Source organism: Comamonas sp. HJ-2, from assembly GCF_053615495.1.
In genome coordinates this window covers 20,215-44,047 of record NZ_JBSIFD010000023.1, presented here as the reverse complement: position 1 = coordinate 44,047, position 23,833 = coordinate 20,215, and the positions used below count along the sequence as shown (strand labels likewise).

At 61.0% G+C, this 23,833-nt stretch carries 20 protein-coding genes; 8 read left to right on the top strand and 12 right to left on the bottom strand.

From position 1 onward, the window contains the following. The first annotated feature begins 59 nt into the window (after window positions 1-59). On the top strand, window positions 60-416 hold the full coding sequence (locus tag ACWGXF_RS18440) for a zinc ribbon domain-containing protein YjdM (protein ID WP_034362530.1): 357 nt from the start codon (window positions 60-62) through the stop codon (window positions 414-416). 769 nt (window positions 417-1,185) lie between these two features. Continuing rightward, window positions 1,186-2,556 carry an MFS transporter gene (locus ACWGXF_RS18435; protein WP_012838316.1) on the top strand — a complete coding sequence of 457 codons (1,371 nt, stop codon included), beginning with the start codon at window positions 1,186-1,188 and terminating at the stop codon, window positions 2,554-2,556. 132 nt (window positions 2,557-2,688) lie between these two features. Here ACWGXF_RS18435 and ACWGXF_RS18430 read toward each other — a convergent pair whose 3' ends face one another. The 8 genes from ACWGXF_RS18430 to aceE form a co-directional block, all read right to left on the bottom strand. Then, on the bottom strand, window positions 2,689-3,165 hold the full coding sequence (locus ACWGXF_RS18430) for a GFA family protein (protein ID WP_080692925.1): 477 nt from the start codon (window positions 3,163-3,165) through the stop codon (window positions 2,689-2,691). A gap of 233 nt (window positions 3,166-3,398) precedes the next feature. Next, the gene (locus ACWGXF_RS18425; protein ID WP_256630440.1) at window positions 3,399-4,697 is read right to left on the bottom strand and encodes a type II toxin-antitoxin system HipA family toxin; all 1,299 of its coding nucleotides are present in this window, start codon (window positions 4,695-4,697) and stop codon (window positions 3,399-3,401) included. Beyond that, a complete protein-coding gene (locus tag ACWGXF_RS18420) occupies window positions 4,687-4,935 on the bottom strand; it encodes a helix-turn-helix transcriptional regulator (protein ID WP_012838313.1) in 249 nt (82 codons plus the stop codon). The genes ACWGXF_RS18425 and ACWGXF_RS18420 overlap by 11 nt, the downstream gene beginning before the upstream one ends. A gap of 171 nt (window positions 4,936-5,106) precedes the next feature. Continuing rightward, the gene (locus ACWGXF_RS18415) at window positions 5,107-5,265 is read right to left on the bottom strand and encodes a hypothetical protein (RefSeq protein ID WP_041744108.1); all 159 of its coding nucleotides are present in this window, start codon (window positions 5,263-5,265) and stop codon (window positions 5,107-5,109) included. 164 nt (window positions 5,266-5,429) lie between these two features. After that, complete coding sequence (gene lpdA, locus ACWGXF_RS18410) at window positions 5,430-7,268, bottom strand: dihydrolipoyl dehydrogenase (RefSeq protein WP_256630439.1); 1,839 nt, start codon at window positions 7,266-7,268, stop codon at window positions 5,430-5,432. A 92-nt stretch (window positions 7,269-7,360) separates the two neighbouring features. Beyond that, on the bottom strand, window positions 7,361-8,236 hold the full coding sequence (locus ACWGXF_RS18405) for a hypothetical protein (RefSeq protein ID WP_452102246.1): 876 nt from the start codon (window positions 8,234-8,236) through the stop codon (window positions 7,361-7,363). A 115-nt stretch (window positions 8,237-8,351) separates the two neighbouring features. Then, window positions 8,352-10,043 carry a dihydrolipoyllysine-residue acetyltransferase gene (gene aceF / locus ACWGXF_RS18400; RefSeq protein ID WP_004340842.1) on the bottom strand — a complete coding sequence of 564 codons (1,692 nt, stop codon included), beginning with the start codon at window positions 10,041-10,043 and terminating at the stop codon, window positions 8,352-8,354. A gap of 18 nt (window positions 10,044-10,061) precedes the next feature. Continuing rightward, on the bottom strand, window positions 10,062-12,776 hold the full coding sequence (aceE, locus tag ACWGXF_RS18395) for a pyruvate dehydrogenase (acetyl-transferring), homodimeric type (RefSeq protein ID WP_054074231.1): 2,715 nt from the start codon (window positions 12,774-12,776) through the stop codon (window positions 10,062-10,064). 309 nt (window positions 12,777-13,085) lie between these two features. Between aceE and ACWGXF_RS18390 the strand changes: the two genes are divergently transcribed. The 5 genes from ACWGXF_RS18390 (at window position 13,086) to ACWGXF_RS18370 (ending at window position 20,470) form a co-directional block, all read left to right on the top strand. Next, window positions 13,086-15,653, top strand: coding sequence for a PAS domain-containing sensor histidine kinase (locus ACWGXF_RS18390; protein ID WP_012838307.1), 2,568 nt, complete (start codon window positions 13,086-13,088; stop codon window positions 15,651-15,653). Beyond that, window positions 15,650-16,303: a response regulator transcription factor gene (locus ACWGXF_RS18385; protein ID WP_003055354.1), complete on the top strand. Its 654-nt coding sequence runs from the start codon at window positions 15,650-15,652 to the stop codon at window positions 16,301-16,303. The genes ACWGXF_RS18390 and ACWGXF_RS18385 overlap by 4 nt, the downstream gene beginning before the upstream one ends. A 148-nt stretch (window positions 16,304-16,451) precedes the next feature. Continuing rightward, entirely contained in the window at window positions 16,452-17,306 is an 855-nt protein-coding gene (gene folD / locus ACWGXF_RS18380; protein ID WP_039051043.1) for a bifunctional methylenetetrahydrofolate dehydrogenase/methenyltetrahydrofolate cyclohydrolase FolD, read from the top strand. A 199-nt stretch (window positions 17,307-17,505) separates the two neighbouring features. After that, on the top strand, window positions 17,506-19,557 hold the full coding sequence (locus ACWGXF_RS18375) for a M3 family metallopeptidase (protein WP_012838305.1): 2,052 nt from the start codon (window positions 17,506-17,508) through the stop codon (window positions 19,555-19,557). Between the two features lie 217 nt (window positions 19,558-19,774). Beyond that, complete coding sequence (locus ACWGXF_RS18370) at window positions 19,775-20,470, top strand: glutaredoxin family protein (protein ID WP_452102245.1); 696 nt, start codon at window positions 19,775-19,777, stop codon at window positions 20,468-20,470. Window positions 20,471-20,591: 121 nt separating this feature from the next. On the opposite strand, the gene rpiA is transcribed toward ACWGXF_RS18370, so the two are convergent. Further along, entirely contained in the window at window positions 20,592-21,290 is a 699-nt protein-coding gene (rpiA, locus tag ACWGXF_RS18365; protein ID WP_054074229.1) for a ribose-5-phosphate isomerase RpiA, read from the bottom strand. 34 nt (window positions 21,291-21,324) lie between these two features. Here rpiA and ACWGXF_RS18360 point away from each other — a divergent pair, with 34 nt between their 5' ends. Beyond that, window positions 21,325-22,371, top strand: coding sequence for a quinone-dependent dihydroorotate dehydrogenase (locus ACWGXF_RS18360; protein WP_452102244.1), 1,047 nt, complete (start codon window positions 21,325-21,327; stop codon window positions 22,369-22,371). A gap of 79 nt (window positions 22,372-22,450) precedes the next feature. On the opposite strand, the gene ACWGXF_RS18355 is transcribed toward ACWGXF_RS18360, so the two are convergent. From ACWGXF_RS18355 to ACWGXF_RS18345, 3 genes are read right to left on the bottom strand one after another with little or no spacing between them, the layout of a single operon-like run. Continuing rightward, window positions 22,451-22,825, bottom strand: coding sequence for a hypothetical protein (locus tag ACWGXF_RS18355; protein ID WP_039051047.1), 375 nt, complete (start codon window positions 22,823-22,825; stop codon window positions 22,451-22,453). 1 nt (window position 22,826) lies between these two features. Beyond that, window positions 22,827-23,228, bottom strand: a complete 402-nt coding sequence (locus ACWGXF_RS18350) for a phage holin family protein (RefSeq protein ID WP_012838300.1) — start codon at window positions 23,226-23,228, stop codon at window positions 22,827-22,829. A gap of 25 nt (window positions 23,229-23,253) precedes the next feature. After that, window positions 23,254-23,565 carry a DUF883 domain-containing protein gene (locus ACWGXF_RS18345; RefSeq protein WP_004340823.1) on the bottom strand — a complete coding sequence of 104 codons (312 nt, stop codon included), beginning with the start codon at window positions 23,563-23,565 and terminating at the stop codon, window positions 23,254-23,256. Between the last annotated feature and the right edge of the window lie 268 nt (window positions 23,566-23,833).

The window sequence follows — 23,833 nt, the reverse complement described above, 5'->3', positions numbered from 1 at the left end:
GACCCACTACTGCTTTGCGGCTAGGCTTGGTGCTTGCTATTTTGAAAGAAAGCCAATCCTTGAGCACGACGACATTGCCCTCTTGCCCCCAATGCGGCCTGAACAACACCTACCCCGATGGCGATCTGCTGATCTGCCCCGACTGCGCCTATGAGTGGTCGGCCCATGCAGAAGCCATTGCCGATGAAGACAACGGCCCCCGCATCATCAAGGACGCCAACGGCACGCCGCTGGCCGACGGTGACAGCGTGCTGCTGGTCAAGGACCTGAAGGTTAAAGGTTCCTCTACCGTCATCAAAAAAGGCACCAAGATCAAAGGCATTCGCCTGGTCTATGACAACGGCGACCATGACGTGGACTGCAAGACGGATCAGGGTCCATTCATTCTCAAATCCGAGTTTCTGAAAAAAGCCTGAGGCAGCACTCCCCATCGCTGAACCCAGCGATCCACCCAACGCCCGGAGCCATGCCGGGCGTATCCGCTGGCACAATGTGGCGGCTCAAAAGCTCTGGCAACCCGCTTGTGCAAATAGAAGCCCAACTGGCTCCTTTCCGCGCTGGCCGTTATCAAAATACATACTCGGCCACATCAGCTATCCGCAGATGAAACGGCTGCCTGCCCCCCGTGCTAGTGCGAGTGCGAGTTCAGGCGCAGCATGGCTCTCGATGGCGCACGCCATCGCCCCGCAAAACCGCAGCATCTCCCGCTGCCTTGCCGCAGCAAGGCCGACCCTAAGGCTTACCCTCGGATGTCATGATCTGGCAACTGAATTGCGGCATGCGTTAAGTCCATTCAGGGCACCAGCCCTACATTGCCCCTTCGAACACCTTGATTTCTGCCCCCGCAGAGGTCAAGACAGGCTGATGCATACCTGTGCGCAGCCAGGTCCAGGCCATGAAGGGCAATAGCAGGAAATGAACCGGGAACTCGAAGGCAAGCAATCCAATCACTGGTCACAACCACAGTCTCCGCCGTGACCTCGTGAGGTCCTGGCAGCAAGACTTGGCAGCCTGTGTCCCACGGCTTGATGCTGTGGGCCTCTGCGCAGTTCCCCCTGTATTCAAGACAACAACAAAAGCCCGGCATAGCCCTAGCACAGCGGCTTGCAGCGTCTACGTCGTGATGCTGCAAGACGTGCCGCAAGGAACCGCCCAGCGCCCCATACCAACTTCCAAGAGACAAGCATGACTCCAAGCGCGACGACCATTTCGGGCGCAACGCCCAGGCAGGACACCAGCCACGACATCGATGCAGACAACGCGCTGTATGCCAAGGTCAGTTGGCGGCTGCTGCCCCTGCTGCTGATCTGCTACATGGTCGCCTACCTGGACCGCATCAACATCGGCTACGCCCAGATCCAGATGAAGCAGACGCTGGATTTCGGCGACGCCGCCTACGGCTTTGGCGCAGGCCTGTTCTTCATAGGCTACTTTCTGTTTGAAGTGCCCAGCAATCTGCTGCTGGAGAAGATTGGCACGCGCAAGACGCTGATGCGCATCATGCTGGTCTGGGGCGTCATCGCCACCGCCATGGCCTGGGTCTCCACTCCCATGCAGTTCTATGTGGCGCGCTTTCTGCTGGGCGCCTTCGAAGCCGGCTTCTTTCCCGGCGTCATTCTCTACTTCACCTACTGGTACCCCTCGGCACGCCGTGGCCGCGTGATCTCCATCTTTCTCTCAGCCGTCATGGCCATGGCGATTGCGGCCGGCCCCTTGTGCGGCGCCATTCTCAAATATATGGATGGCATCGACGGTCTGCATGGCTGGCAGTGGCTGTTTCTCATCCAGGGCCCTCCTGCCTGCATTCTGGGTCTGATCCTCTACTTCTATCTGCAGGACAAGCCGAGCGACGCCGGCTGGCTGACAGACGCCGAAAAAGCGCGCCTGCAACACAACATCGCCAACGACGGCGGCCAAGTTGCTCATCATGGCGGCCACGGGCACAAGGCGGCCCACAGCAGCGCCTCTCTGGGCCAGTTGCTGCGCGACCCCAAGGTCTATGCCCTGTCACTTGTGTATTTCATGATGCACGGTGCCACCTATCTGTTTGTCTTCTGGATGCCGACCGTGATTCAGGGCCTGGGCGTGCAGGACGTGCTGCATGTCGGCATCTACTCGGCCATTCCCTTTGTCGCAGGCTTCTTCGGCATGATTGCCTTCGGTGCCAGCTCCGACCGGTTCCGCGACCGCCGCTGGCATTTGTTCATCGCCACCGGCCTGGCCATTGCCGGCCTGATCGTCACCCTGCAGATGCACGGCCATCTTGAGGGCTCGCTGATTGCCCTGGCCTTCACGCTGATCGGACTTGCGGCCCTGCCCCCGCTGTTCTTTGCCCTGGTCAGCGACTATCTGTCACCGGCCGTGGCCGCCGGCGGCATAGCGCTCATCAGCAGCCTGGGCAATCTGGGCTCGGCCGCCAGCCCCACGCTGGCCGGCCTGCTGACCCAGCACACAGGCAACCGGCACTACAGCATCTATCTTGTGCTGGTCATGCTGATCCTCTCGGCACTGGTGCTGATGGTGACAGTGCGCGACTCCAAGGCCAGGCGCAGCTAAGCCATCCCCGGCGCGCTTGCCAGGCAGCGCCCGACCTGGATCTATCTGGCTGGCTGATTCGATGCCGAACGCAGAAAATTCATTAAAAACGATCGCTAACACTTACCTGTAAAGCGTTAGCAGCTATCAAAATCATTCCTCAAGCTGCGCTTCGGCCAAGGGATTCGCCTTGTAACTCAGCCAGCCTGCCGCCACAGACTTGCCCGCAGCAGCGCCTGCGCGGCGGTCGTTGGGGTGCGAGCGCCCCTCGCTCACCACCACTTCGGCAAAGTCAAACGGGCTCATGCCCGCTATGCAAGCCACATTCACACCGTACTGATGCGGCGACGAGCGTCGCTGATGGAAGGTATAGATGCCGCAATGCTTGCAAAAGAAATGCTTGGCCTGCCCGGTGTTGAACTGGTAGAGCGTCAGTGCATCCTGTCCCTGCAGCACCTCGATTCCGCTCAAATCAGCCGACACCGCCACGGCCCCGCGCATGCGGCAAAACGAGCAATTGCAACGCCGCGCGGTGTTCAGGCCATCGCTTAACAGAACGGTAAAGCGCACTGCGCCGCAGTGGCAGGCGGCTTGGAGCGGTCGGGAAAAATCGCGGTTGGGGCTAAGCATGGGTTTGTCTCCATCAATACGGTTCTTATATGCTGGCGCTGAATCAACGGCATCCAATATCGGTCAAATCAAGCTCAAGCGCTCATGCAACAGCGCAAGAAGCTATAAATCTTAAAAATTTCCCGATCAGGAAATTTTTAACTTGCAACAACTGATTTAAATATATATTTTCCGATCGGGAAATTTAACTGGCATCGCGGCGCTCCGATCTAGGTGTGAAATCACGCGTGTGCTCAGGCCAAGCGCCTCAGCGTCAAGGCGCAGCGCTGCTCTATCAGCTGCACGATCTGCGTCACCACGGCATTGCCCGCAAAACCATGCGGTGGCGCGGCCTGCAGCTTGCGCGCGGCAGCGGGTAGTTCGTTCGCCAGCTGCTGCAAACGCTTGCGCGTCGCCGCCTTGGCAAGGCCTGCTTCTTCCGCAAACTGCTCCCAGTGCCTGGCCTCCAGCTCGCTGAACTTGTATTTGCTGCCAATCTTCATTGCCATCTTGGGCGTCAGCTGGGGGTAAATCGCTGTAGCCAGCAGGTCGTAGAACGGTGCCAGCACGGGCGCCCTTCCCCCATAAAGCAGCGAGAAATTCTTGCCATGGGCATCATGGTTGCCAATCAAGGCATTGAAGATCGCCCCATCCAGCAGCCGCAGCACCTGAGGCGCGCTGGGCCGGGTCACGCTGCGCAGCAGGGCAAAGCATTGCGCCAGGCCCGGCCCGCCCTCGTTCTGGTACTTCAGCTCGGGCACCACGCCCAGCGCCTGGCAAAAGTCTTCCTGATGCAGACGTTGCAACTGCGGCTGGTGCAGATCTTGAGCATTCAGCTCCCGGTCATAGCGCTTCACCAGCAAAAACGAGCGGCCCAGCACGCTCTGGATTCGGGCATTGGCAGGCCGCAGCCCCATGACCTGAGCCAGCAGCATGCAAAAGCCTTCATTGGCCACACTGTCCTCCACAGCATGAATGGCGGGCTTCAAGATATGCGAGCTGGGCGCGCCGTTACGCGGCAGACCGATACGCACTGCGCCCGGAATGCTCTCGTCCACCACCACGGGCAACTTGTCCTGCGCCCCTGCCAGCGATAGCCGCAGCCCATCATCTCCCGCCAGCATGGGGCGACGCGGCAGCTCGTCCAGCAAGGCGAGCAGCTTTTGATCGCTGAGCCACTCCACATCACCCGGTGCCCCGGTCGCCCCAGCCCCGTTAGTCTGCGGCAAGGCCTGCCCCGGCTCCAGAAAGGTCACGGCCCCCGCGCATTCGCCGCCAATATGGTCCAGCAGCGCAAAATCGTTTTGGCCCGACACCTGAAACTGCTGGGCAATCAGGCGCCGCATCTGCCCCTCGGGCAGCAGACCGGCGAAGAACGGCCGGGTCTGATGATCGTCAAAAGGTTTAGCCTGCAGCGGCAGCGACTGCGATAAAGCCGTGGCCTGCGGCAGCGCCAACCAGTCGGTCGCATAGGCAAAGCTCAGCCGCCCATGCACCAGCGACAGACTGCCGACGCGCCCATCAAACAGCCAGACTTCGAGTTCATGCGTCATGGTCTGCGCCCTCAGAAGCTGTATTCGGCAAGCCGCCCAACTGCAACTCCCCGCCCAGCGCATCGATCACCCGCAGCACATGCTCCAGCCGCACCGTGGGCTTGCCAGCCTCGAGATCCACAATAAAACGCGTGCCCACGCCTGCGGCCAAGGCAAGCTGGGGCTGGGTCAGCCCCAGTTGTTTACGGGCGGTGCGCAAGGCCGCGCCCAGTTGCTCGGTTGTTTGGATGGTGGACATAAGATGATCTAGCCTGGAAATTCCCGTTCGGGAAATTATGAAGCAGAGCACGCGGAAAAGGAATCGATATTTCCTGATCGGGAAACTCATTGGCAGACAAGCTCAAGCACCAACGCCAAAAATTCAAGATAAAACAGGCTCCAGCGCTTATGCATCATGCATTGGCAGCTATCAAAAATAGTCTTTAAGCTGTGCTTCGGCCTGCGCGTTGGCTTCATAAGACCCCCAACCCGCCGCCACGGGCTTGCCGGCAGCAGCGCCCAGCTTATGGTTGCTGGGGTGCAAGCCCTCCGCGCTCACCGCGACCTCGGCAAAGTCAAGCGGGCTCATGCCTTCAATGCAAACCACATTTACTCAAGCACTCAAAGCAGCACGATCACAGATAGAAAACTGAGAATCAGTCGGTCTCAAGCGCTTATGCAGCAAGCACAAGCAGCTATGAAATATAAAAAAGGCAGCCCGAAGGCTGCCTTTGTTTTAAGCAAGCGAAACGCTCACTTACGTGCGGGTGGCACGTCCGTGCAAGACCCATGCGCCACTTCCGCCGCCATGCCGATGGACTCGCCCAACGTGGGGTGGGGGTGGATGGTCTTGCCGATGTCCACGGTGTCCGCGCCCATTTCGATGGCCAGGGCGATTTCACCGATCATGTCGCCGGCATGCGTGCCGACCATGCCGCCGCCCAGGATACGGCCGTGGCCGTGAGCTTCGGGGGAATCGTCAAACAGCAGCTTGGTGAAGCCTTCGTCGCGGCCGTTGGCGATGGCGCGGCCCGAGGCAGCCCAGGGGAACAGGCCCTTCTTGACCTTGATGCCTTGTGCCTTGGCCTGGTCTTCGGTCAGACCCACCCATGCCACTTCGGGGTCGGTGTAAGCCACCGAAGGAATCACGCGGGCGTTGAAGGCAGCGGAAGCCAGTTCCTTGTTGCCTTGCAGCTCGCCGGCGATGACTTCGGCGGCCACATGCGCTTCGTGCACGGCCTTGTGCGCCAGCATGGGCTGACCCACGATGTCGCCAATCGCGAAGATGTTGGGCACGTTGGTGCGCATCTGGATGTCGACGTCGATGAAGCCGCGGTCGGTCACTGCCACGCCAGCCTTGTCGGCGCTGATCTTCTTGCCATTGGGCGTGCGGCCCACGGCTTGCAGAACCAGGTCGTAGGTCTGGGGTTCGGGCACGGTGACGCCGTCCTTGGCAGGAGCGAACGTGACCTTGATGCCTTCTGGCGTGGCTTCGGCACCGACGGTCTTGGTGTTGACCATGATGTTGTCGAAGCGCGGTGCGTTCATCTTTTGCCAGACCTTGACCAGATCGCGGTCAGCGCCCTGCATCAGGCCGTCCATCATCTCCACCACGTCCAGGCGTGCGCCCAGTGTGCTGTAAACGGTGCCCATTTCCAGGCCGATGATGCCGCCGCCCAGAATCAGCATGCGCTTGGGCACTTCCTTCAAGTCCAGGGCGCCGGTGGAATCGACCACGCGGGGGTCCTTGGGCATGAAAGGCAGGTGAACGGCTTGCGAGCCCGCAGCGATGATGGCGTTCTTGAACTGAACGATCTTCTTGCTGCCGGTCTTTTCCTGGCCGGAACCGGTGGTTTCTTCGACTTCGATGTGGTTGGCAGACACGAAGTTGCCGTAGCCGCGCACGACGGTGACCTTGCGCATCTTGGCCATCTGGCCCAGACCGCCGGTCAGCTTGCCGATGACCTTTTCCTTGTGGCCGCGCAACTGGTCGATGTTCACTTCGGGAGCGGCAAACTTCACGCCGGCCACTTCCAGGTGCTTGACCTCGTCCATCACGGCAGCCACGTGCAGCAGGGCCTTGGAGGGGATGCAGCCCACGTTCAGGCAAACGCCGCCCAGGGTGGCGTAGCGCTCGACCAGCACGACCTTGAGGCCCAGGTCGGCAGCGCGGAAGGCTGCGGAGTAACCGCCAGGGCCACCGCCCAGAACCACGACGTCGCAGTCCATGTCCACGGTGCCGGCAAAGTTGCTGGCCACGGGAGCGGGAGCAGCAGCCACAGGGGCGGCCACAGGTGCGGCAGCGGCTGCGGCAGGCGCAGGCGCTGCGGCTTGTGCCGGTGCGGCAGCACCGGCCGCCACTTCCAGCGACAGCACGACGGAGCCTTCGGCAACCTTGTCACCGACCTTGACCTTGATTTCCTTCACGACGCCAGCGTGGCTGCTAGGAATTTCCATGGAGGCCTTGTCGCTCTCCACGGTGATGAGGGACTGGTCCACGGACACGGTGTCGCCGGCGTTGACCAGCAGTTCGATCACGCCCACTTCGGCGAAGTCGCCGATGTTGGGTACCTTGATATCGATGAGGCTCATATGCGCTCCTATCTTGGTTTTTGTCTCTGCGCCGCCTGAAGGATCAGGCAGCAAAAACGATTTTTCTCGGTTTGAAGCCGGACGGTGACGCCTTAGCTCCAATCAAAGGTCTGCAGCACGGTACGGCTTTGGGGCTCGTAGAACAGCAGGATTTCGCAGTCATGCCCCGTGAACTCGTTGGCATAGGTGCTGGTGATGAACTCGAACGCAGCGCCCGTTTCCGGGTGAATGGGGTGAATACCGTCATCCGTACCAATGCCGCTGAGCAGCGGGTTGGTCAGATTGCTCCAGTTACCACCCCACGCAGGCCCGCCCAGCACGCCGAGCAGATAGCGCCCTGAAGTGGAGTCATAACAGTCCGTGCCTGGCTCATACAAAGGCAGCTTGGCAACTTCAGCAGCGTCATTCCAGGGCTTGGCGGCATTCCAGCCATGGGCCAGAAAGTCTCGCCTGGCCTGCTCATAGGCTGCGTGCTGGGTTGCGTAATGCAGCTCCATCACATCGCGCCATGAGTACTTGGCCTCGTGGTGCAGCTCAAACGGCGGCTCCACGCCCAGTTTGACCAGTTCACGATGCTGGGTGCGCACCTCGCGCCAGTCGAGCGATTTTTCCACCCAGTCGGCCCGATCCTGCTCCAGCATGAAATAGCGCCAGTCGCCCAGCAGCTCGTACTTGCCTTGTTCGTCGAGTTTGAAAGCCAGCCAGTCAGGCTTGAGCAGCGCGTTGCCAAACTCCTCGCCCCCCCACTCCCCGACTTGCCCTTCGTAGGGCTCGCAAGGGGCGACGAGATGAATCGGCCCGCTCCAGGCATCGTCGAGCAAGGCCAGATCGATGGTGACCAGCGGCAGAAAATGCCGCGCGTACTTCTCGACCGGCTCGGCGAAGACGTCAGCCGCATCCGGAAAAGGCCGGATACCGGGAATGACGCCACGCAGATGCTCGATGGGATGCTGTCTCAGGTTCTTCATCTCACTCATGGGCTGGCAAGGTGAAGCGCAAAGCATCTAAAAAGATAGCTGCTTGCGCAGTTCAGATAAGCGCTACAGGCCGATTTCGCTAAAAATCGGTCTGCCCGTCAGCTGCTTAGAGCAGGATGCGGCGGTAGTCGGCCAGCACAGCGCCCAGGTAGGCGTTGAAGCGTGCGGCTGCTGCACCGTCGATGACGCGGTGGTCGTACGACAGCGACAGAGGCAGCATCAGGCGAGGCACGAACTGCTTGCCGTCCCACACGGGCTTCATGGCGCCCTTGGACAGACCCAGGATGGCGACTTCAGGCGCATTGATGATGGGCGTGAAGTTGGTGCCGCCGATGCCGCCCAGAGACGAGATCGAGAAGCAGCCGCCTTGCATGTCCGCAGCGCCCAGCTTGCCGTCGCGGGCCTTCTTGGCCAGCTCGCCCATTTCCTGGCTGATCTGCAGGATGCCCTTCTTGTCGGCGTCCTTGAGCACAGGAACGACCAGGCCGTTCGGCGTGTCAGCGGCAAAGCCGATGTTGAAGTACTGCTTGTAGACCAGAGTGTCGCCATCCAGAGAGGCGTTGAACTCGGGGAACTTCTTGAGCGCAGCAACCACGGCCTTGATCACGAAAGCCAGCATCGTCACCTTGACGTCGCTCTTGGCCTTGGCGCTTTCGGCATTGGTCTGCACACGGAAGGCTTCCAGCTCGGTGATGTCGGCCTCGTCATTGTTGGTGACGTGGGGGATGACCACCCAGTTGCGATGCAGGTTGGCGCCCGAGATCTTCTTGATGCGCGACAGTTCCTTGCGCTCGACAGAGCCGAATTTGGCGAAGTCGACCTTGGGCCAGGCCAGCACTTCCAGACCGCCGACGTTGCCGCCGGAAGACTTGGGAGCCACGGCCTGCTGAGCCAGGGTCTGCACGGCGCCGGCCATCACCGACTTGGTGAAGGACTGGATGTCTTCCGCCGTGATGCGGCCCTTGTTGCCCGAGCCCTTGACTTCTGCCAGAGGCACGCCCAGTTCGCGAGCGAACTTGCGCACCGAAGGCGAGGCATGGGGCAGCTGACCCGAAGGCGCCACGGTGGGGTTGTGGGCTGCAGGCGCTGCCACAGGTGCGGCAGCAGGAGTGGCGGCCACAGGGGCTGCAACCACGGGTGCAGGTGCTGCAGCCACAGGAGCGGCAACCGGTGCAGCCACGGGAGCGGCGGCCTGCACGGGGGCAGCAGCTGCGCCCTGCACTGTCATCTGGCCGACGACGTCGCCCACGTTGACGGTGTCACCCAGCTTGATGGTCAGCGCCGTGATGGTGCCGGCCGAGGGCGAAGGGATTTCCATCGAGGCCTTGTCGGACTCCACGGTAAACAGCGATTGCTCGGCGGTCACGGTGTCACCCACCTTGACCAGCATCTCGATCACGGCCACGTCCTTGAAGTCGCCGATATCGGGGATCTTCAGGTCCACGGTGGAGGATGCTGCAGGAGCGGCGGCCACAGGGGCTGCAGCCACGGGGGCAGGAGCTGCGGCCACGGGTGCTGCAACAGGGACAGGCGCTGCGGCGGCAGGTGCGGGAGCTGCATCGGCAGTCTCCAGCATCACGACCACGGAGCCTTCCTTGACCTTGTCGCCCAGGGCAACCTTGATTTCCTTGACCACGCCAGCCTGGCTGGAGGGGATTTCCATGGAAGCCTTGTCCGACTCCACGGTAATCAGGGATTGCTCGACCTTGATGGTGTCACCCACCTTGACCAGCACTTCGATCACGCCGACTTCGGAGAAGTCGCCAATATCGGGGACCTTGATTTCTGTCAATGCCATGTTATCTGTCTCCCCTTCTTAGGCGTGCAGCGGGTTGATCTTGTCGACGTTGATGCCGTACTTCTTGATCGCTTCGGCCACGGTCGTGGCGTTGATCTTGCCTTCATCGGCCAGACCGCGCAGTGCGGCCACCACGATGTAGTGACGGTTGACTTCGAAGTGTTCACGCAGCTTGGCGCGGAAGTCCGAACGGCCGAAACCGTCGGTACCCAGCACCTTGTAGGTACGGCCCTTGGGCATGTAGGGACGGATCTGCTCGGCGTAGGCCTTCATGTAATCGGTCGAAGCGATCACGGGGCCGGGGTGGGCAGCCAGCTGCTGCGACACGAACGGAACCTTGGCGGCTTCCAGGGGGTGCAGCATGTTGAAGCGGTCCACTTCCTGACCTTCGCGGGTCAGTTCATTGAACGACGGGCAGCTCCAGACATCGGCGGCAACACCCCAGTCCTTTTCCAGCAGTTCCTGGGCGAAGAAGGACTCGCGCAGGATGGTGCCGGAGCCCAGCAGTTGAACGCGCAGGCCGCTCTCTGGCACCTTCTGGCCAGGCTTGACCATGTACATGCCCTTGAGGATCTGCTCTTCCGTGCCGGCTTCCAGGCCAGGCATGGGGTAGTTTTCGTTCAGCAGCGTGATGTAGTAGAAGATGTTTTCCTGGTTCTGCACCATGCGACGCAGACCGTCTTGCATGATCACGGCCACTTCGTGAGCGAAGGTGGGGTCGTAAGTCACGCAGTTGGGGATGGTGTTGGCCAGGATGTGGCTATGACCGTCTTCGTGCTGCAGGCCTTCGCCGTTCAGCGTGGTACGGCCCGAGGTGCCGCCCAGCAGGAAGCCGCGCGCTTGCAGGTCGCCAGCCGCCCAGGCCAGGTCGCCGATGCGCTGGAAGCCGAACATCGAGTAGTACACATAGAACGGGATCATGACCCGGTTGCTATGGCTGTAGCTGGTGGCTGCAGCAATCCAGCTGGACATGCCGCCGGCTTCGTTGATGCCTTCCTGCAGGATCTGGCCGGCCTTGTCCTCGCGGTAGTACATGACCTGGTCCTTGTCGACCGGGGTGTATTGCTGACCGTGGGGGTTGTAGATGCCGACCTGACGGAACAGGCCTTCCATACCGAAGGTACGGGCTTCGTCCACCAGGATGGGCACCACGCGGGGGCCGATGTTCTTGTCGCGCAGCAGCTGCGTCAGGAAACGCACATAAGCCTGGGTCGTGGAGATTTCACGGCCTTCGGGTGTGGGCTCCAGGATGGCCTTGAAGGTATCCAGCGCAGGAGCGGTGAACTGCTCGTCAGCTTGCTGGCGACGGTGTGGCAGGTAGCCGCCCAGGGCCTTGCGGCGCTCGTGCAGATACTTCATTTCCGGCGTATCGTCGGCCGGCTTGTAGAAGGGAATGTCCGCGATCTGGCTGTCGGGGATCGGAATGTTGAAGCGGTCGCGGAAGGCCTTGATGTCCTCGTCGCTCAGCTTCTTGGTCTGGTGAACGTTGTTCTTGCCTTCACCGACCTTGCCCATGCCGAAGCCCTTGACGGTCTTGACCAGCAGCACCGTGGGCTGACCCTTGTGGCCGTTGGCAGCGGCAAACGCTGCGTAGACCTTCTGCGAATCGTGGCCGCCGCGGCGCAGGTTCCAGATCTCGTCGTCGGACATGTGCTCGACCATCTTCAGGGCGCGAGGATCGCGGCCGAAGAAATGCTGGCGAACGTAGGCACCGTCGTTGGCCTTGAAAGCCTGATAGTCGCCGTCGTTGCACTCCATCATGATCTTCTTGAGCACGCCGTCCTTGTCCTTGGCCAGCAGCTCGTCCCAGCCCTTGCCCCAAAGCAGCTTGATCACGTTCCAGCCGGCACCGCGGAATTCGCCTTCCAGCTCCTGGATGATCTTGCCGTTGCCGCGCACGGGACCGTCCAGGCGCTGCAGATTGCAGTTGATCACGAAAACCAGGTTATCCAGGTTCTCGCGCGATGCCAGACCGATGGCGCCCAGGGATTCCACCTCGTCCATTTCACCGTCGCCGCAGAACACCCAGACCTTGCGGTTTTCGGTGTTGGCAATGCCGCGTGCGTGCAGATACTTCAGGAAACGCGCCTGGTAGATGGCCATCAGCGGGCCCAGGCCCATGGACACCGTGGGGAACTGCCAGAAGTCGGGCATCAGCTTGGGGTGGGGGTAGCTCGACAGCCCCTTGCCGTCCACTTCCTGGCGGAAGTTCAGCAGTTGCTCTTCGGAGATACGGCCTTCCAGGTAGGCGCGGGCATAGATGCCGGGCGAAACGTGACCCTGGATGTACAGGCAGTCGCCGCCGTGGCTTTCGTTCTCGGCGTGCCAGAAATGGTTGAAGCCGGCCGCAAACATATTGGCCAGCGAAGCGAAGGAGCCGATGTGGCCGCCCAGATCACCGCCTTCAGGGGGGTGAATGCGGTTGGCCTTGACCACCATGGCCATGGCGTTCCAGCGCATGTAGGCACGCAGACGACCTTCGATCTCGAGGTTGCCGGGGCACTTTTCTTCCTGGTCGACTTCGATGGTGTTCACGTAGCCGGTATTGGCCGAGAAAGGCATGTCCACGCTGTTCTGGCGAGCGTGTTCAAGCAGATCCTCGATCAGCTTGTGAGCATAGTCCGCACCTTCGCGGTCGATCACCGCAGAGAGGGCATCCATCCACTCGCGCGATTCTTGTTGGTCCAGGCCGGCAGGAAAGCCAGCGCCTTTGGGATCAGTCTGAGCTGTCATTGTGAGTGTCTCCTTCGAGAGGGGGTAGCTTTATCACGAAGCAGTGAGTGCGGCATCACACGGGTGCGGCAAGCGCCACACCGCATAACGCGTGGCACAGCACCTTCGGGTGCTCCCCGGATTAAACCGATTCACTGTGTCGATCGCTGGCGAGTTTCGCACATTTTTTTCAAATTTCAAATTGTGCTTTGTGATTTCACTATATAAAAAAATGCTGCAAATGCACATACAGTGAAGCCTCCATAGATTGTCTTTTACGCGACAGAAATAGTCGCAGATTCCACTAGGTCTCTCCCCTACACTGGAGGCATGCAAACAAGCAATCACGAACGAGAAAAAGAGGACGCAAAAAGCGCGCAATCCGTTGCATCCCCTGTGCGCTGGTGGCGTAGCTGGTGGCGCAGCCTGTCGCCGACCCGGCAGGATCGCTATGCCGCGCTCGCGCCGCTGGCGTCGGTGCTGATGTTCATGGCTGCAATCATTGCGTCGTTCTGGTATTTGCGCACGGAAGAAGTGGATCGCGAGCAGGAGGCACTGCGCCGCGACGTGGAATACGCCCAACAACGCGTGCGCCTGCGCCTGTTGGAGCGCCAGGAGCAACTGATGCGCATGGCTCGTGACATCGGCAACCGCGAGATGCGCAAAGCCGACTTCGACGGCCGCACCGAAGCGTTGATCAGCCAATACCCCGAGCTGCAATCGATTACCTGGATCAATGACAAGCGTCAGGTTGTGTACAGCCAGTCAGCTCCGACGGTGGCCACGGATCAGTTGCGTGCCGTGGGCGAAAGCCTGCATCAGGGCGAGACCCTGCAAGCCTATGAGCAGGCCCGCGAGATGCTGCAGCCCATCTATGTGCAGGAAAAAGCCCAGCCCAATGAGTTGCCGCCACTGCTGCAACTGCATGTGCCAATCAGCGCCAACAGCCGCTACCAGGGCGAGCTGCTGGCCGAGTTTTCGGTGGACAGTCTGCTGCGCTATGGCACGCCCACGGAAGTGATGGCCCGTTACGCCATCACCATGCGCGATGCCGACAACCATGTGCTGGCCGGCACTCCGCTGGCACCGCGCAAGACGCCTACCGAGCTGCTGCACTGGCGTGCCATTGCGAATGAATACGAAGTGCCCGTCTCCCCGGTGGGCACGGCGCTGATGATGCGCGCCCAGGCCTACCAGACTTCGCTGGGCGTAGTCGGTAGCGGCCTGTTCTGGCTGGTGGGCACCTTGTCGGCCATGACGGCCTGGCTGCTGCTGGCCACCTGGCGCCACACACGCCGCCGTCAGCGTGCCCAGGAGGCCCTGGTGGCCGAGACCAACTTCCGCCGTGCCATGGAGAATTCCGTGCTGACGGGCATGCGAGCACTGGATCTGCACGGTCGCATTACCTATGTGAACGCGGCCTTCTGCCAGATGACGGGCTGGAGCGAGAAGGATCTGGTCGGCCAGGTTCCACCTTATTCCTACTGGCCCGATAACGACTACGACAATCTGCATTCACAGCTGCGCGAAGAGCTGTCGGGCAAGACCATCGTTGGCGGCTTTCAGGTACGTGTGAAGCGCAAGAACGGCAGCCTGTTCGACGCGCGCCTGTATGTATCGCCGCTGATTGATGCCCACGGCCAGCATACGGGGTGGATGTCGTCCATGACGGACATTACCGAGCCCAACCGGATTCGCGAACAGCTGTCTGCCTCATACGAGCGCTTCACCATTGTGCTGGAGGCGCTGGATGCCTCTGTTTCCGTGGCCCCTCTTGGAAGTGCCGAACTGCTATTTGCCAACAAGCTGTACCGCCAGTGGTTTGGCTCGCACACCGAAGGACATCTGCAACTGGTCGCCCAGGCTGGCAAGCTACCGGTTCGCCACCAGCCCGAAGCCGAGAACGAAGACGGCCTCATGGGCTTGCCCACGGACACGCTGACTGCCGCACGCAGCGAGAACGCCGAGATCTTCGTGCCCAGCCTGGGCAAATGGCTGGAAGTCCGCTCGCGCTATCTGAGTTGGGTGGACGGCCGCCTGGCCCAGATGGTGATTGCCACCGACATCACCCAGCGCCGCCTGGCCGAGGAACAGGCTGCGGCTCAGGCTGAAAAGGCCCAGACCGCCAGCCGCCTCATCACCATGGGAGAGATGGCATCCAGCGTGGCGCACGAGCTCAACCAGCCCCTGACCGCCATCAGCAATTACAGCTCCGGCATGCTGACGCGCCTGGAAAACGGCACGCTCACACCCGAACAGATGAAGTTCGCACTGGAAAAGACAGCACATCAGGCACAGCGTGCTGGGCAGATCATTCAGCGCATCCGCTCCTTCGTGAAAAAGAGCGAGCCCAATCGCATGCTGGCCCAGGTAGGCGAGATGGTGAACGAGGCGCTGGAGCTGGCCGGTATCGAGCTGCGCCGCCGCAATGTGCAGCTGACCTCGCATATTGCCGAACGCATGCCGCCAGTAATGGCCGATGCCATCCTCATCGAGCAGGTTCTCATTAATTTGATGAAAAACAGTGCTGAGTCCATTGATATGTCCGACCGCCCGCTGGGTCAACGCAATGTGGAACTGCGCGTGCGCCCTCAGGTCTTTGAAAGCCTGCCGGGTGTGGAGTTCACCGTGGAAGACACGGGCAAGGGCCTGCCGCCGGAAGTGTTGGAACACTTGTTCGAAGCCTTCTTCTCCACCAAGAGCGAAGGCATGGGCATAGGCCTGAACCTTTGCCGCTCGATTGTCGAATCACATCAGGGTCGAATGCATGCCGAGAACCTCTACAATGGAAGCGAAGTCACTGGTTGCCGGTTCTCATTCTGGCTACCGTTGGCAACGGGTGTGGAGACGACAACACTCACCACGACAAGCGAACCCATAAAGAGGACGATTGCATGAGTTTGATTCCCAAAAAAGGCACTGTTTACGTAGTTGACGACGACGAAGCAGTCCGTGATTCGCTGCAATGGCTGCTGGAAGGCAAGGACTACCGCGTGCGTTGCTTTGACTCCGCCGAGACCTTTTTGTCGCGCTACGACCCGCGTGAAGTGGCCTGCCTGATCGTCGACATCCGCATGGGCGGCATGACCGGCCTGGAACTGCAGGACCGACTGATTGAGCGCAAGTCTCCTCTGCCCATCGTCTTCATCACCGGCCACGGCGATGTGCCCATGGCCGTGAACACCATGAAGAAAGGCGCGCTGGACTTCATCCAGAAGCCTTTCAACGAAGAAGAGCTGCTGGGTCTGGTCGAGCGCATGCTGGATCACGCCCGCGAAGCCTTTACCGGCCACCAGCAGGCCGCCAGCCGCGATGCGCTGCTGGCCAAGCTCACGGGCCGCGAAGCCCAGGTGCTCGAGCGCATCGTTGCCGGCCGCCTGAACAAGCAGATCGCCGACGATCTGGGCATCTCCATCAAGACCGTGGAAGCCCACCGCGCCAACATCATGGAAAAGCTCAACGCCAACACTGTGGCCGATCTGCTCAAGATCGCACTGGGCCAGGGCCAGACCAGCGCTGCGGCCAAAGCGGCGGCTGCCGTCAATTAAGTGCTCCCCGCGAAATCGGAAGCCACTCCAATCGCGAGATAATCCAAGGAGCACTGGCCAGGCCTCGCGCTTTAGCCAACTCCTATTCTGATAGCTGCTAGTGCTTGTTCATCAAGGGCTAGCAGCATTTTTTATTGGTACTCCAGCAATGACAGCCCAACTCATCGACGGCAAAGCCCTCTCCGAACAACTGCGCAAGGAAGTCGCCACCCGCGCGGCAGCGCTCAAGGCCAAGGGCGTCACGCCCGGGCTGGCCGTAGTTCTGGTGGGCGACAACCAGGCTTCCCAGGTCTACGTGCGTAACAAGGTCAAGGCCTGCGAAGACGTGGGCTTCCACTCGGTGCTGGAAAAGTACGATGCCTCCATGACCGAAGCCGAACTGCTGGCACGTGTCGAAGCGCTGAACAACGACCCCAGCATTCACGGCATCCTGGTGCAGTTGCCCCTGCCCAAGCACATCGACGACCACAAGGTCATCGAAACCATCTCCCCCGCCAAGGACGTGGATGGCTTCCACGTGGCCAGCGCCGGCGCACTGATGGTCGGCGAAGTCGGCTTCAAGGCCTGCACGCCCTATGGCTGCATGAAGATGCTGGAATCCATCGGCATGAAGGATCTGCGCGGCAAGCACGCCGTGGTCATCGGCCGCTCCAACATCGTGGGCAAGCCCATGGCCATGATGCTGCTGGCCGCCAATGCCACGGTCACCGTCACCCATAGCGGCACCGCCGATCTGGCTGCCATGACACGCCAGGCCGACATCATCGTCGCGGCCGTGGGCAAGGTGGATGTGCTGACCGCCGACATGGTCAAGCCCGGTGCCGTGGTCATCGACGTAGGCATGAACCGCAATGCCGAAGGCAAGCTCTGCGGCGACGTCGACTTCAACGGCGTCAAGGAAGTTGCTGGCTACATCACCCCTGTGCCCGGTGGTGTCGGCCCCATGACAATTACCATGCTGCTGGTCAACACCATGGAATCGGCAGAGCGCGCCGCAGGCTGACGCCCTCCGAGCCGCCCCGCGGCCTCTCCCTCTCTGGCTCTGATCGCATGAGGGGGACGACAGCTTTGCTGCGCGGTGGCGCTTGCACGCAGTCCTGGCGCGAGCACGCTTCTGACCACAGGCTGACGCTATGAAGGCGATAGCAATAAATACCCTGAGAGCGCTTGATTTTCCCGACCTTGCCGGCACTTAATACAGCATGAGCAATCCACTTCTCGAATCCTCCTCCCTGCCCTTGTTTGACCGCATTCAGCCTGCGGATGTGGCACCCGCCATCGACACTTTGCTGGCCCGTGCCAGCGAGGCGCTGGAGACCGTGGTTGCACCGGACTTCCCCGCACAGTGGGAGGCCATCTCTGCCGTGCTGGACGTGGCGACTGAAAAGCTGGGCACAGCCTGGTCGGCCATCAATCACCTCAACAGCGTTGCCGACACCCCGGAGTTGCGCGCTGCCTATAACGAAGCCCTGCCCAAGGTCACCGAGTTCTGGACCAATCTGGGCGCCGATGAACGCCTGTACGCCAAGTACAAGGCCATTGACCCGGCCAGCCTCAACAAGGAGCAGCGCGCCGCCTGGGACCATGCCATGCGCGGCTTTGTGCTCTCGGGCGCCGAACTGCAGGGCGCTGCCAAGGAACGCTTTGCGCAGATTCAGGCCCGCTCGGCCGAGCTGGCCCAGAAATTCAGCGAGAACGCGCTGGACGCCACCGATGCCTTTGCCTATTACGCCAGGATTGACGAGCTGGACGGCGTTCCGGCCGATGTGATCGCTGCGGCCAAGGCCGGCGCCGAAGCCGATGGCAAGGAAGGCTACAAGCTGACGCTTAAGATGCCCAGCTATCTGCCGGTGATGCAGTTTGCCAAGAGCAGCGCACTGCGCGAAAAGATCTATCAGGCTTATGTGACCCGGGCCTCCGACCAGGCCGAGGGCGACGGCAAGCGCTTTGACAACACCGCCGTGATGAAGGAAATTCTCGCCCTGCGCCTGGAAGAGTCCCAGTTGCTGGGCTACAGCAATTTCGGCGAAGTCTCGATCGTGCCCAAGATGGCCGATTCGCCCCAGCAGGTCATAGACTTTCTGCGCGATCTGGCGCAACGCGCCCGCCCCTATGCCGAAAAGGACGTGGCCGATCTGCGCACTTTTGCCAGGACTGAGCTCGGCATTGCCGACCCCCAACCCTGGGACTGGGCCTTCATCGGCGAAAAACTCAAGGAAGCTCGCTATTCCTTCAGCGAGCAGGAGCTCAAGCAATATTTTCCAGCCCCCAAGGTGCTGGCCGGCCTGTTCAAGATTGTCGAGACCCTGTTCGAAGTATCCATCCGCCGCGATGAAGCTCCGGTCTGGAACCCCTGCGTGGAGTTCTACCGCATCGAGCGCTCCAGCGCACAAGGCCCACAGTTGGTCGGCCAGTTCTATCTGGACCCGCAGGCGCGCAAGGGCAAGCGCGGCGGCGCCTGGATGGACGATGTGCGCACGCGTTGGCTGCGCCCCGACACCCATCAGCTGCAAACGCCCGTGGCCCATCTGGTCTGCAATTTCGCATCCGGCGTAGACGGCAAACCCGCGCTGCTCACGCACGATGACGTGATCACCCTGTTCCACGAAACCGGCCACGGTTTGCACCACATGCTCACGCAGGTCAACGAACGCGATGTCTCGGGTATTGCCGGCGTGGAATGGGATGCCGTCGAGCTGCCCAGCCAGTTCATGGAAAATTTCTGCTGGGAGTGGGATGTGCTCAAGCACATGACTGCCCATGTGGACACGGGCGAGGCCTTGCCCCGCGCGCTGTACGACAAGATGATTGCGGCCAAGAACTTCCAGTCCGGCATGCAGACCCTGCGCCAGATCGAGTTCGCGCTGTTCGACATGCTCCTGCACACCGAGCACAATCCGGCAGACGACTTCATGGCGCTGCTGAACCAGGTGCGCGCCGAGGTGTCCGTGCTGCAATCGCCAGCCTACAACCGCATGGCACACACTTTCAGCCATATCTTTGCCGGCGGCTATGCCGCCGGTTACTACAGCTACAAATGGGCCGAGGTGCTGAGCGCGGACGCCTATGCGGCTTTTGAAGAAACCATGTTGGCCGATGGCTCGCCCAACCCCGAGACCGGCCGCAAGTACCGCGAGTCGATTCTGGAAGCCGGCGGCAGCCGCCCTGCCATGGAGTCCTTCAAGGCCTTCCGTGGCCGCGAGCCGCAGATTGACGCCCTGCTTCGCCACCAAGGCATGAGCCAGGCCGCCTGAGCCTTCTGCTGCCTCCTGCCCAAAAGCGCCCTGCCCGGGCGCTTTTTCATGCCTGCCATTGCCCCGATAAGAGAGACCCAAGACTGACGCAAGCTGACTCACGCAACGAGGTCAGATCAAGACAAGCCTGAGCATGGGAGCAGACAGTCCTCCATGCAAGCTATGCTCTGCCCATTGGCGCTTGCACCCTCAAACCACTTCATTGACCAAGATTGAGATGTCACGATCTTTCATTGCCCGGCCTTCGGCCGAGAAGCCGACCTCCGGCAACGCCCTGCTGCTGACAATGCTTGTAGCCACCTTTGCCGCATTGGCGAGCGGAGTCAGCCTGGCTCAGAATCTCTACCGCAGCGTGGGCCCTGACGGGCGGGTCACCTATTCCGACCGGGCCATCGGCCCCAACGCCAAGCCCAGTGCCGAAGCCGTGAGCAACGCCGATGGCCCGGCGTCTTCGGCCAACGCGCAACTGCCTTACGACTTGCGCCAGACTGCCAACCGCTATCCCGTCACGATCTATACGGGCAAGGACTGCGAGCCCTGCGACGAGGCCCGGTCTCATCTACAAAACCGCGGCATCCCGTTCAACGAGCGCAGCATAGATACCAGCAGCGATGTGGCGGCGCTCAGAAAGCTCAGCGGGCAGGACAGCCTGCCCTTTGCCACCATCGGCAACCAGCACCTCAAGGGTTTTGGCGCCGACAGCTGGGACCAGTATCTGAGCGCGGCCGGCTACCCCAAGCAGCCCCAGTTGCCGAAGAGCTACAAAGCTCCCGCAGCCAGGCCCCTGACCGCGCCGGCAGCAGCCGCTGCCGAAGCAGCCAAGCCCGCCGAGCGTCCTGCACGCATCACGGCGCCAGCAGCCCCGCCCCCTGGCGCGCCCACGCCCGAAAACCCCGCAGGCCTGCGCTTCTAGGGGGCAGAAACTTTCAATTAAATCAGCCTCTAACGCTTACCCATAAGGCATTAGCAGCTATCAATTTCACAAAAAAAAGCCACCTGCACAAGCAGATGGCTTTCCGGCCGCAGATTGCTGCTTAGTATTCCAGCGTCTGCACGCCTTGTGCGGTTCCCAGCAGGCACACCGCAGCCTTCTGGTGGGCAAACACGCCGACGGTCACGACGCCGGGCCACTGGTTGACTTCGGACTCGAAGGCCAGCGGCTCGGCGATCTTCAGACCACGGACATCCAGAATATGCTGGCCGTTGTCGGTCACCAGCGGCGCACCATCCTTCATGCGAATATGCGCCGTCACGTCAGCGCCCATGGCTTCAAAGCGACGAGCGATCTGGGCCGCTGCCATGGGAATGACCTCCACGGGCAGCGGAAAATTACCCAGCACCGGCACGCGCTTGGACTCATCGGCAATGCAGACAAAACGCTGAGCCAGCGCAGCCACGATCTTCTCGCGCGTCAGCGCCGCACCACCGCCCTTGACCATATGGCCCTTGCCGTCGATCTCGTCGGCACCGTCGATATAGACAGCCAGACTGGTGACTTCATTGGCATCGAACACCTTGATGCCCAGGGCCTTCAGGCGCTCGGTACTGGCCACGGAGCTGGAGACGGCGCCAGGAATCTGATCCTTGATAGTGGCCAGTGCATCAATGAATTTGTTGACCGTGGAGCCTGTGCCCACGCCCACAATTTCACCGGCGACCACATATTTCAGGGCAGCTTGTCCGACCAAAGTTTTCAGTTCATCTTGAGAAAGAGGTGCAGCAGATGTCGTCATGAGGGAAAATCCAGGTAATCCTGCGATTATCCCCATGTCTCTTATTCCTTACTCACTGACGCGTCCTATTCTTTTCGGCATGGACCCCGAAGCGGCCCACGACCTCACCATGAATTTCATGGCCAAGGGTCAAAATACCCTGCTCCAAAAGGCCTGGGCGCGCCCTCTGATCAACGACCCCATCGAGCTGGCGGGCCTCAAGTTCCCGAACCGTGTGGGCATGGCCGCAGGCCTGGACAAGAATGCGCGCTGCATCGATGCGCTGGCCGCCATGGGTTTCGGCTTTGTGGAAGTGGGTACTGTCACGCCCCGCCCCCAGCCCGGCAATCCCAAGCCCCGCATGTTCCGCATTCCCGAAAAGAATGCACTGATCAACCGTCTGGGCTTCAACAACGAAGGCCTGGATGCATTTCTGGCCAATGTGCGTCGCTCGCAAGTGCGCGCCAATGGCAGCGCCATGCTGCTGGGCCTGAACATCGGCAAGAATGCCACAACCCCCATCGAAGAGGCCACCAGCGACTACATCAAGGCGCTGGACGGCGTGTACCCTCATGCCGACTATGTGACGGTCAACATCAGCTCACCCAACACCAAGAATCTGCGTGCCCTGCAAAGCGACGAGGCGCTGGATGCTCTGCTGGGTGCGATTGCCAATCGCCGCGAACAGCTTTCCAGCCAGCATGGCAAGCGCACGCCGGTATTCGTGAAGATCGCTCCCGACCTCGATGAAGAGCAGGTCGGCGTGATTGCGGCAACGCTGGAGCGCCACGGCATGGATGGCGTGATTGCCACCAACACCACCATCAGCCGCGATGCCGTCAAGGGTCTGCAGCATGCCGAAGAAGCTGGCGGACTGTCCGGCGCGCCCGTGCTCGAAGCCAGCAACCAGATCATTCGCCAGCTGCGCTCAGCCCTTGGCAGCCGCTTTCCCATTATTGGCGTGGGCGGCATCCTGAGCGGCGCCGACGCCGTGAGCAAGATCCGCGCAGGTGCTGATGTGGTGCAGATCTACAGCGGCCTGATCTATCGCGGCCCCGATCTTGTGACCGAAGCCGCCCAGGCCATCGCCCATATGCACTGAACTTGACGCGTGGCCTGGCTGCGCACAAAGAAACAGCCCGTCATGCCTGAGCTTGACGGGCTGTTTTTTTGGGCCCCCTTCAGCCGCGTGCGCGCTGCTGCAGCTTGAGAATCCAGGGCAGTGCTGCGCTGCCCCAGCGAATCAGCTTGCGCGGCCCGAGAACCATGAGCAAGCCCCCCGCTGCCGCCGTTGCCAGCGGATGCAGACGCACAAAAGACAGCAGGCGTTCGGGCAGGGGAGCATCGGCGTCCACATGCGCAGGCTGCGTGCTGCGCAAGGCCAGCGCCTGCGCCTTGGCAGCGGCTCGGGCCTTGATGCGCGCGCGTTGCTTGGCAATGCGCGACAGCACCAGCTTTTGCTCGGCGGTCGCTTCATCCCAGAGCCGAGCATCCATGCCTGCGGGCTTGACGGGCTCCAACTCTGTGGATCGCGAATCGGGAGAGATGCTGTTCATGCTAAATCCTCTCCTTCATCGCCTGCCAATCCGATTTGAGCTCGCGCCGCGTGAGCCTGAATGGACTGGAGAGTTGATTGACAGCTGCCAGCAGTCGCCACAGCCCCAGGCCCCAGACCAGAACCCAGCCACCGACCAGCAGCCACGCCACCAGCTGACGATGCTCGCTATCCCAGAACTGCACGAGCACAGCCATGGACAGGACAATGAGCACAACCACGGTAAGTGCGCCGAGCACAATGGCCAGCACCGCCAGCGTTTGCATGCTGCGCTTGTGCTGTTGCCACTCAAGCTGCGCAAGATCAACACGATCTTCGGCCGCGATCGCGGCCTCGTTGAGATTGGCACGCCAGCGCTCCAGCAGGGAATCAAGACCTAGTAGTGAAATCAAATTCACAGGCACTTGTCCTTTTGCAGCTCAGCAATGCTTAGCGACGGCCCAGCATGAAACCCAGCAGTGCACCCACTGCCAGCGCGGCACCGGCGACGCGCCAGGGTTCGTCGTGGGCATAACGATCCGCCACATCGGCAGCTTCGCGCGCCTGACGAGCGGCGTCCTGAGCCGCACGCACGGCAGACTCGCGCACGTTGGCCATGCCGTCGTCGATGCGCTGACGAAGCACGCTGATTTCAGGAAGCTTGTCCAGTTCACGGGCAGACAGCAGACCGCGCAGATCGCTGACCAGTTTTTCCAGATCGTCTTGGGCGGTGGAAACGGCGTCGGAAACAGAGCGTGACATATCGATCCTTTCAATGTGACGAAATTGGAATATCGCATGCACTTGGCAGTGCACCAAGATAGCTGCGAGACAGCAAGCATCAGGGCCGACCGCTCATAAAACCTGCAGCATGTGAACATCTTACAGAAAACGCACCGTCTCCAAGAAACTCACGGGCCTGCGGCACTGTCGGACAGCAACGAAACTGCCGCATGTCAAGGAATATAAAGCCGTTCAAGGCTCCAAACCAATCTGTTTGCTGCAGCAGCCTTTACGTTGGCGCAGCAGA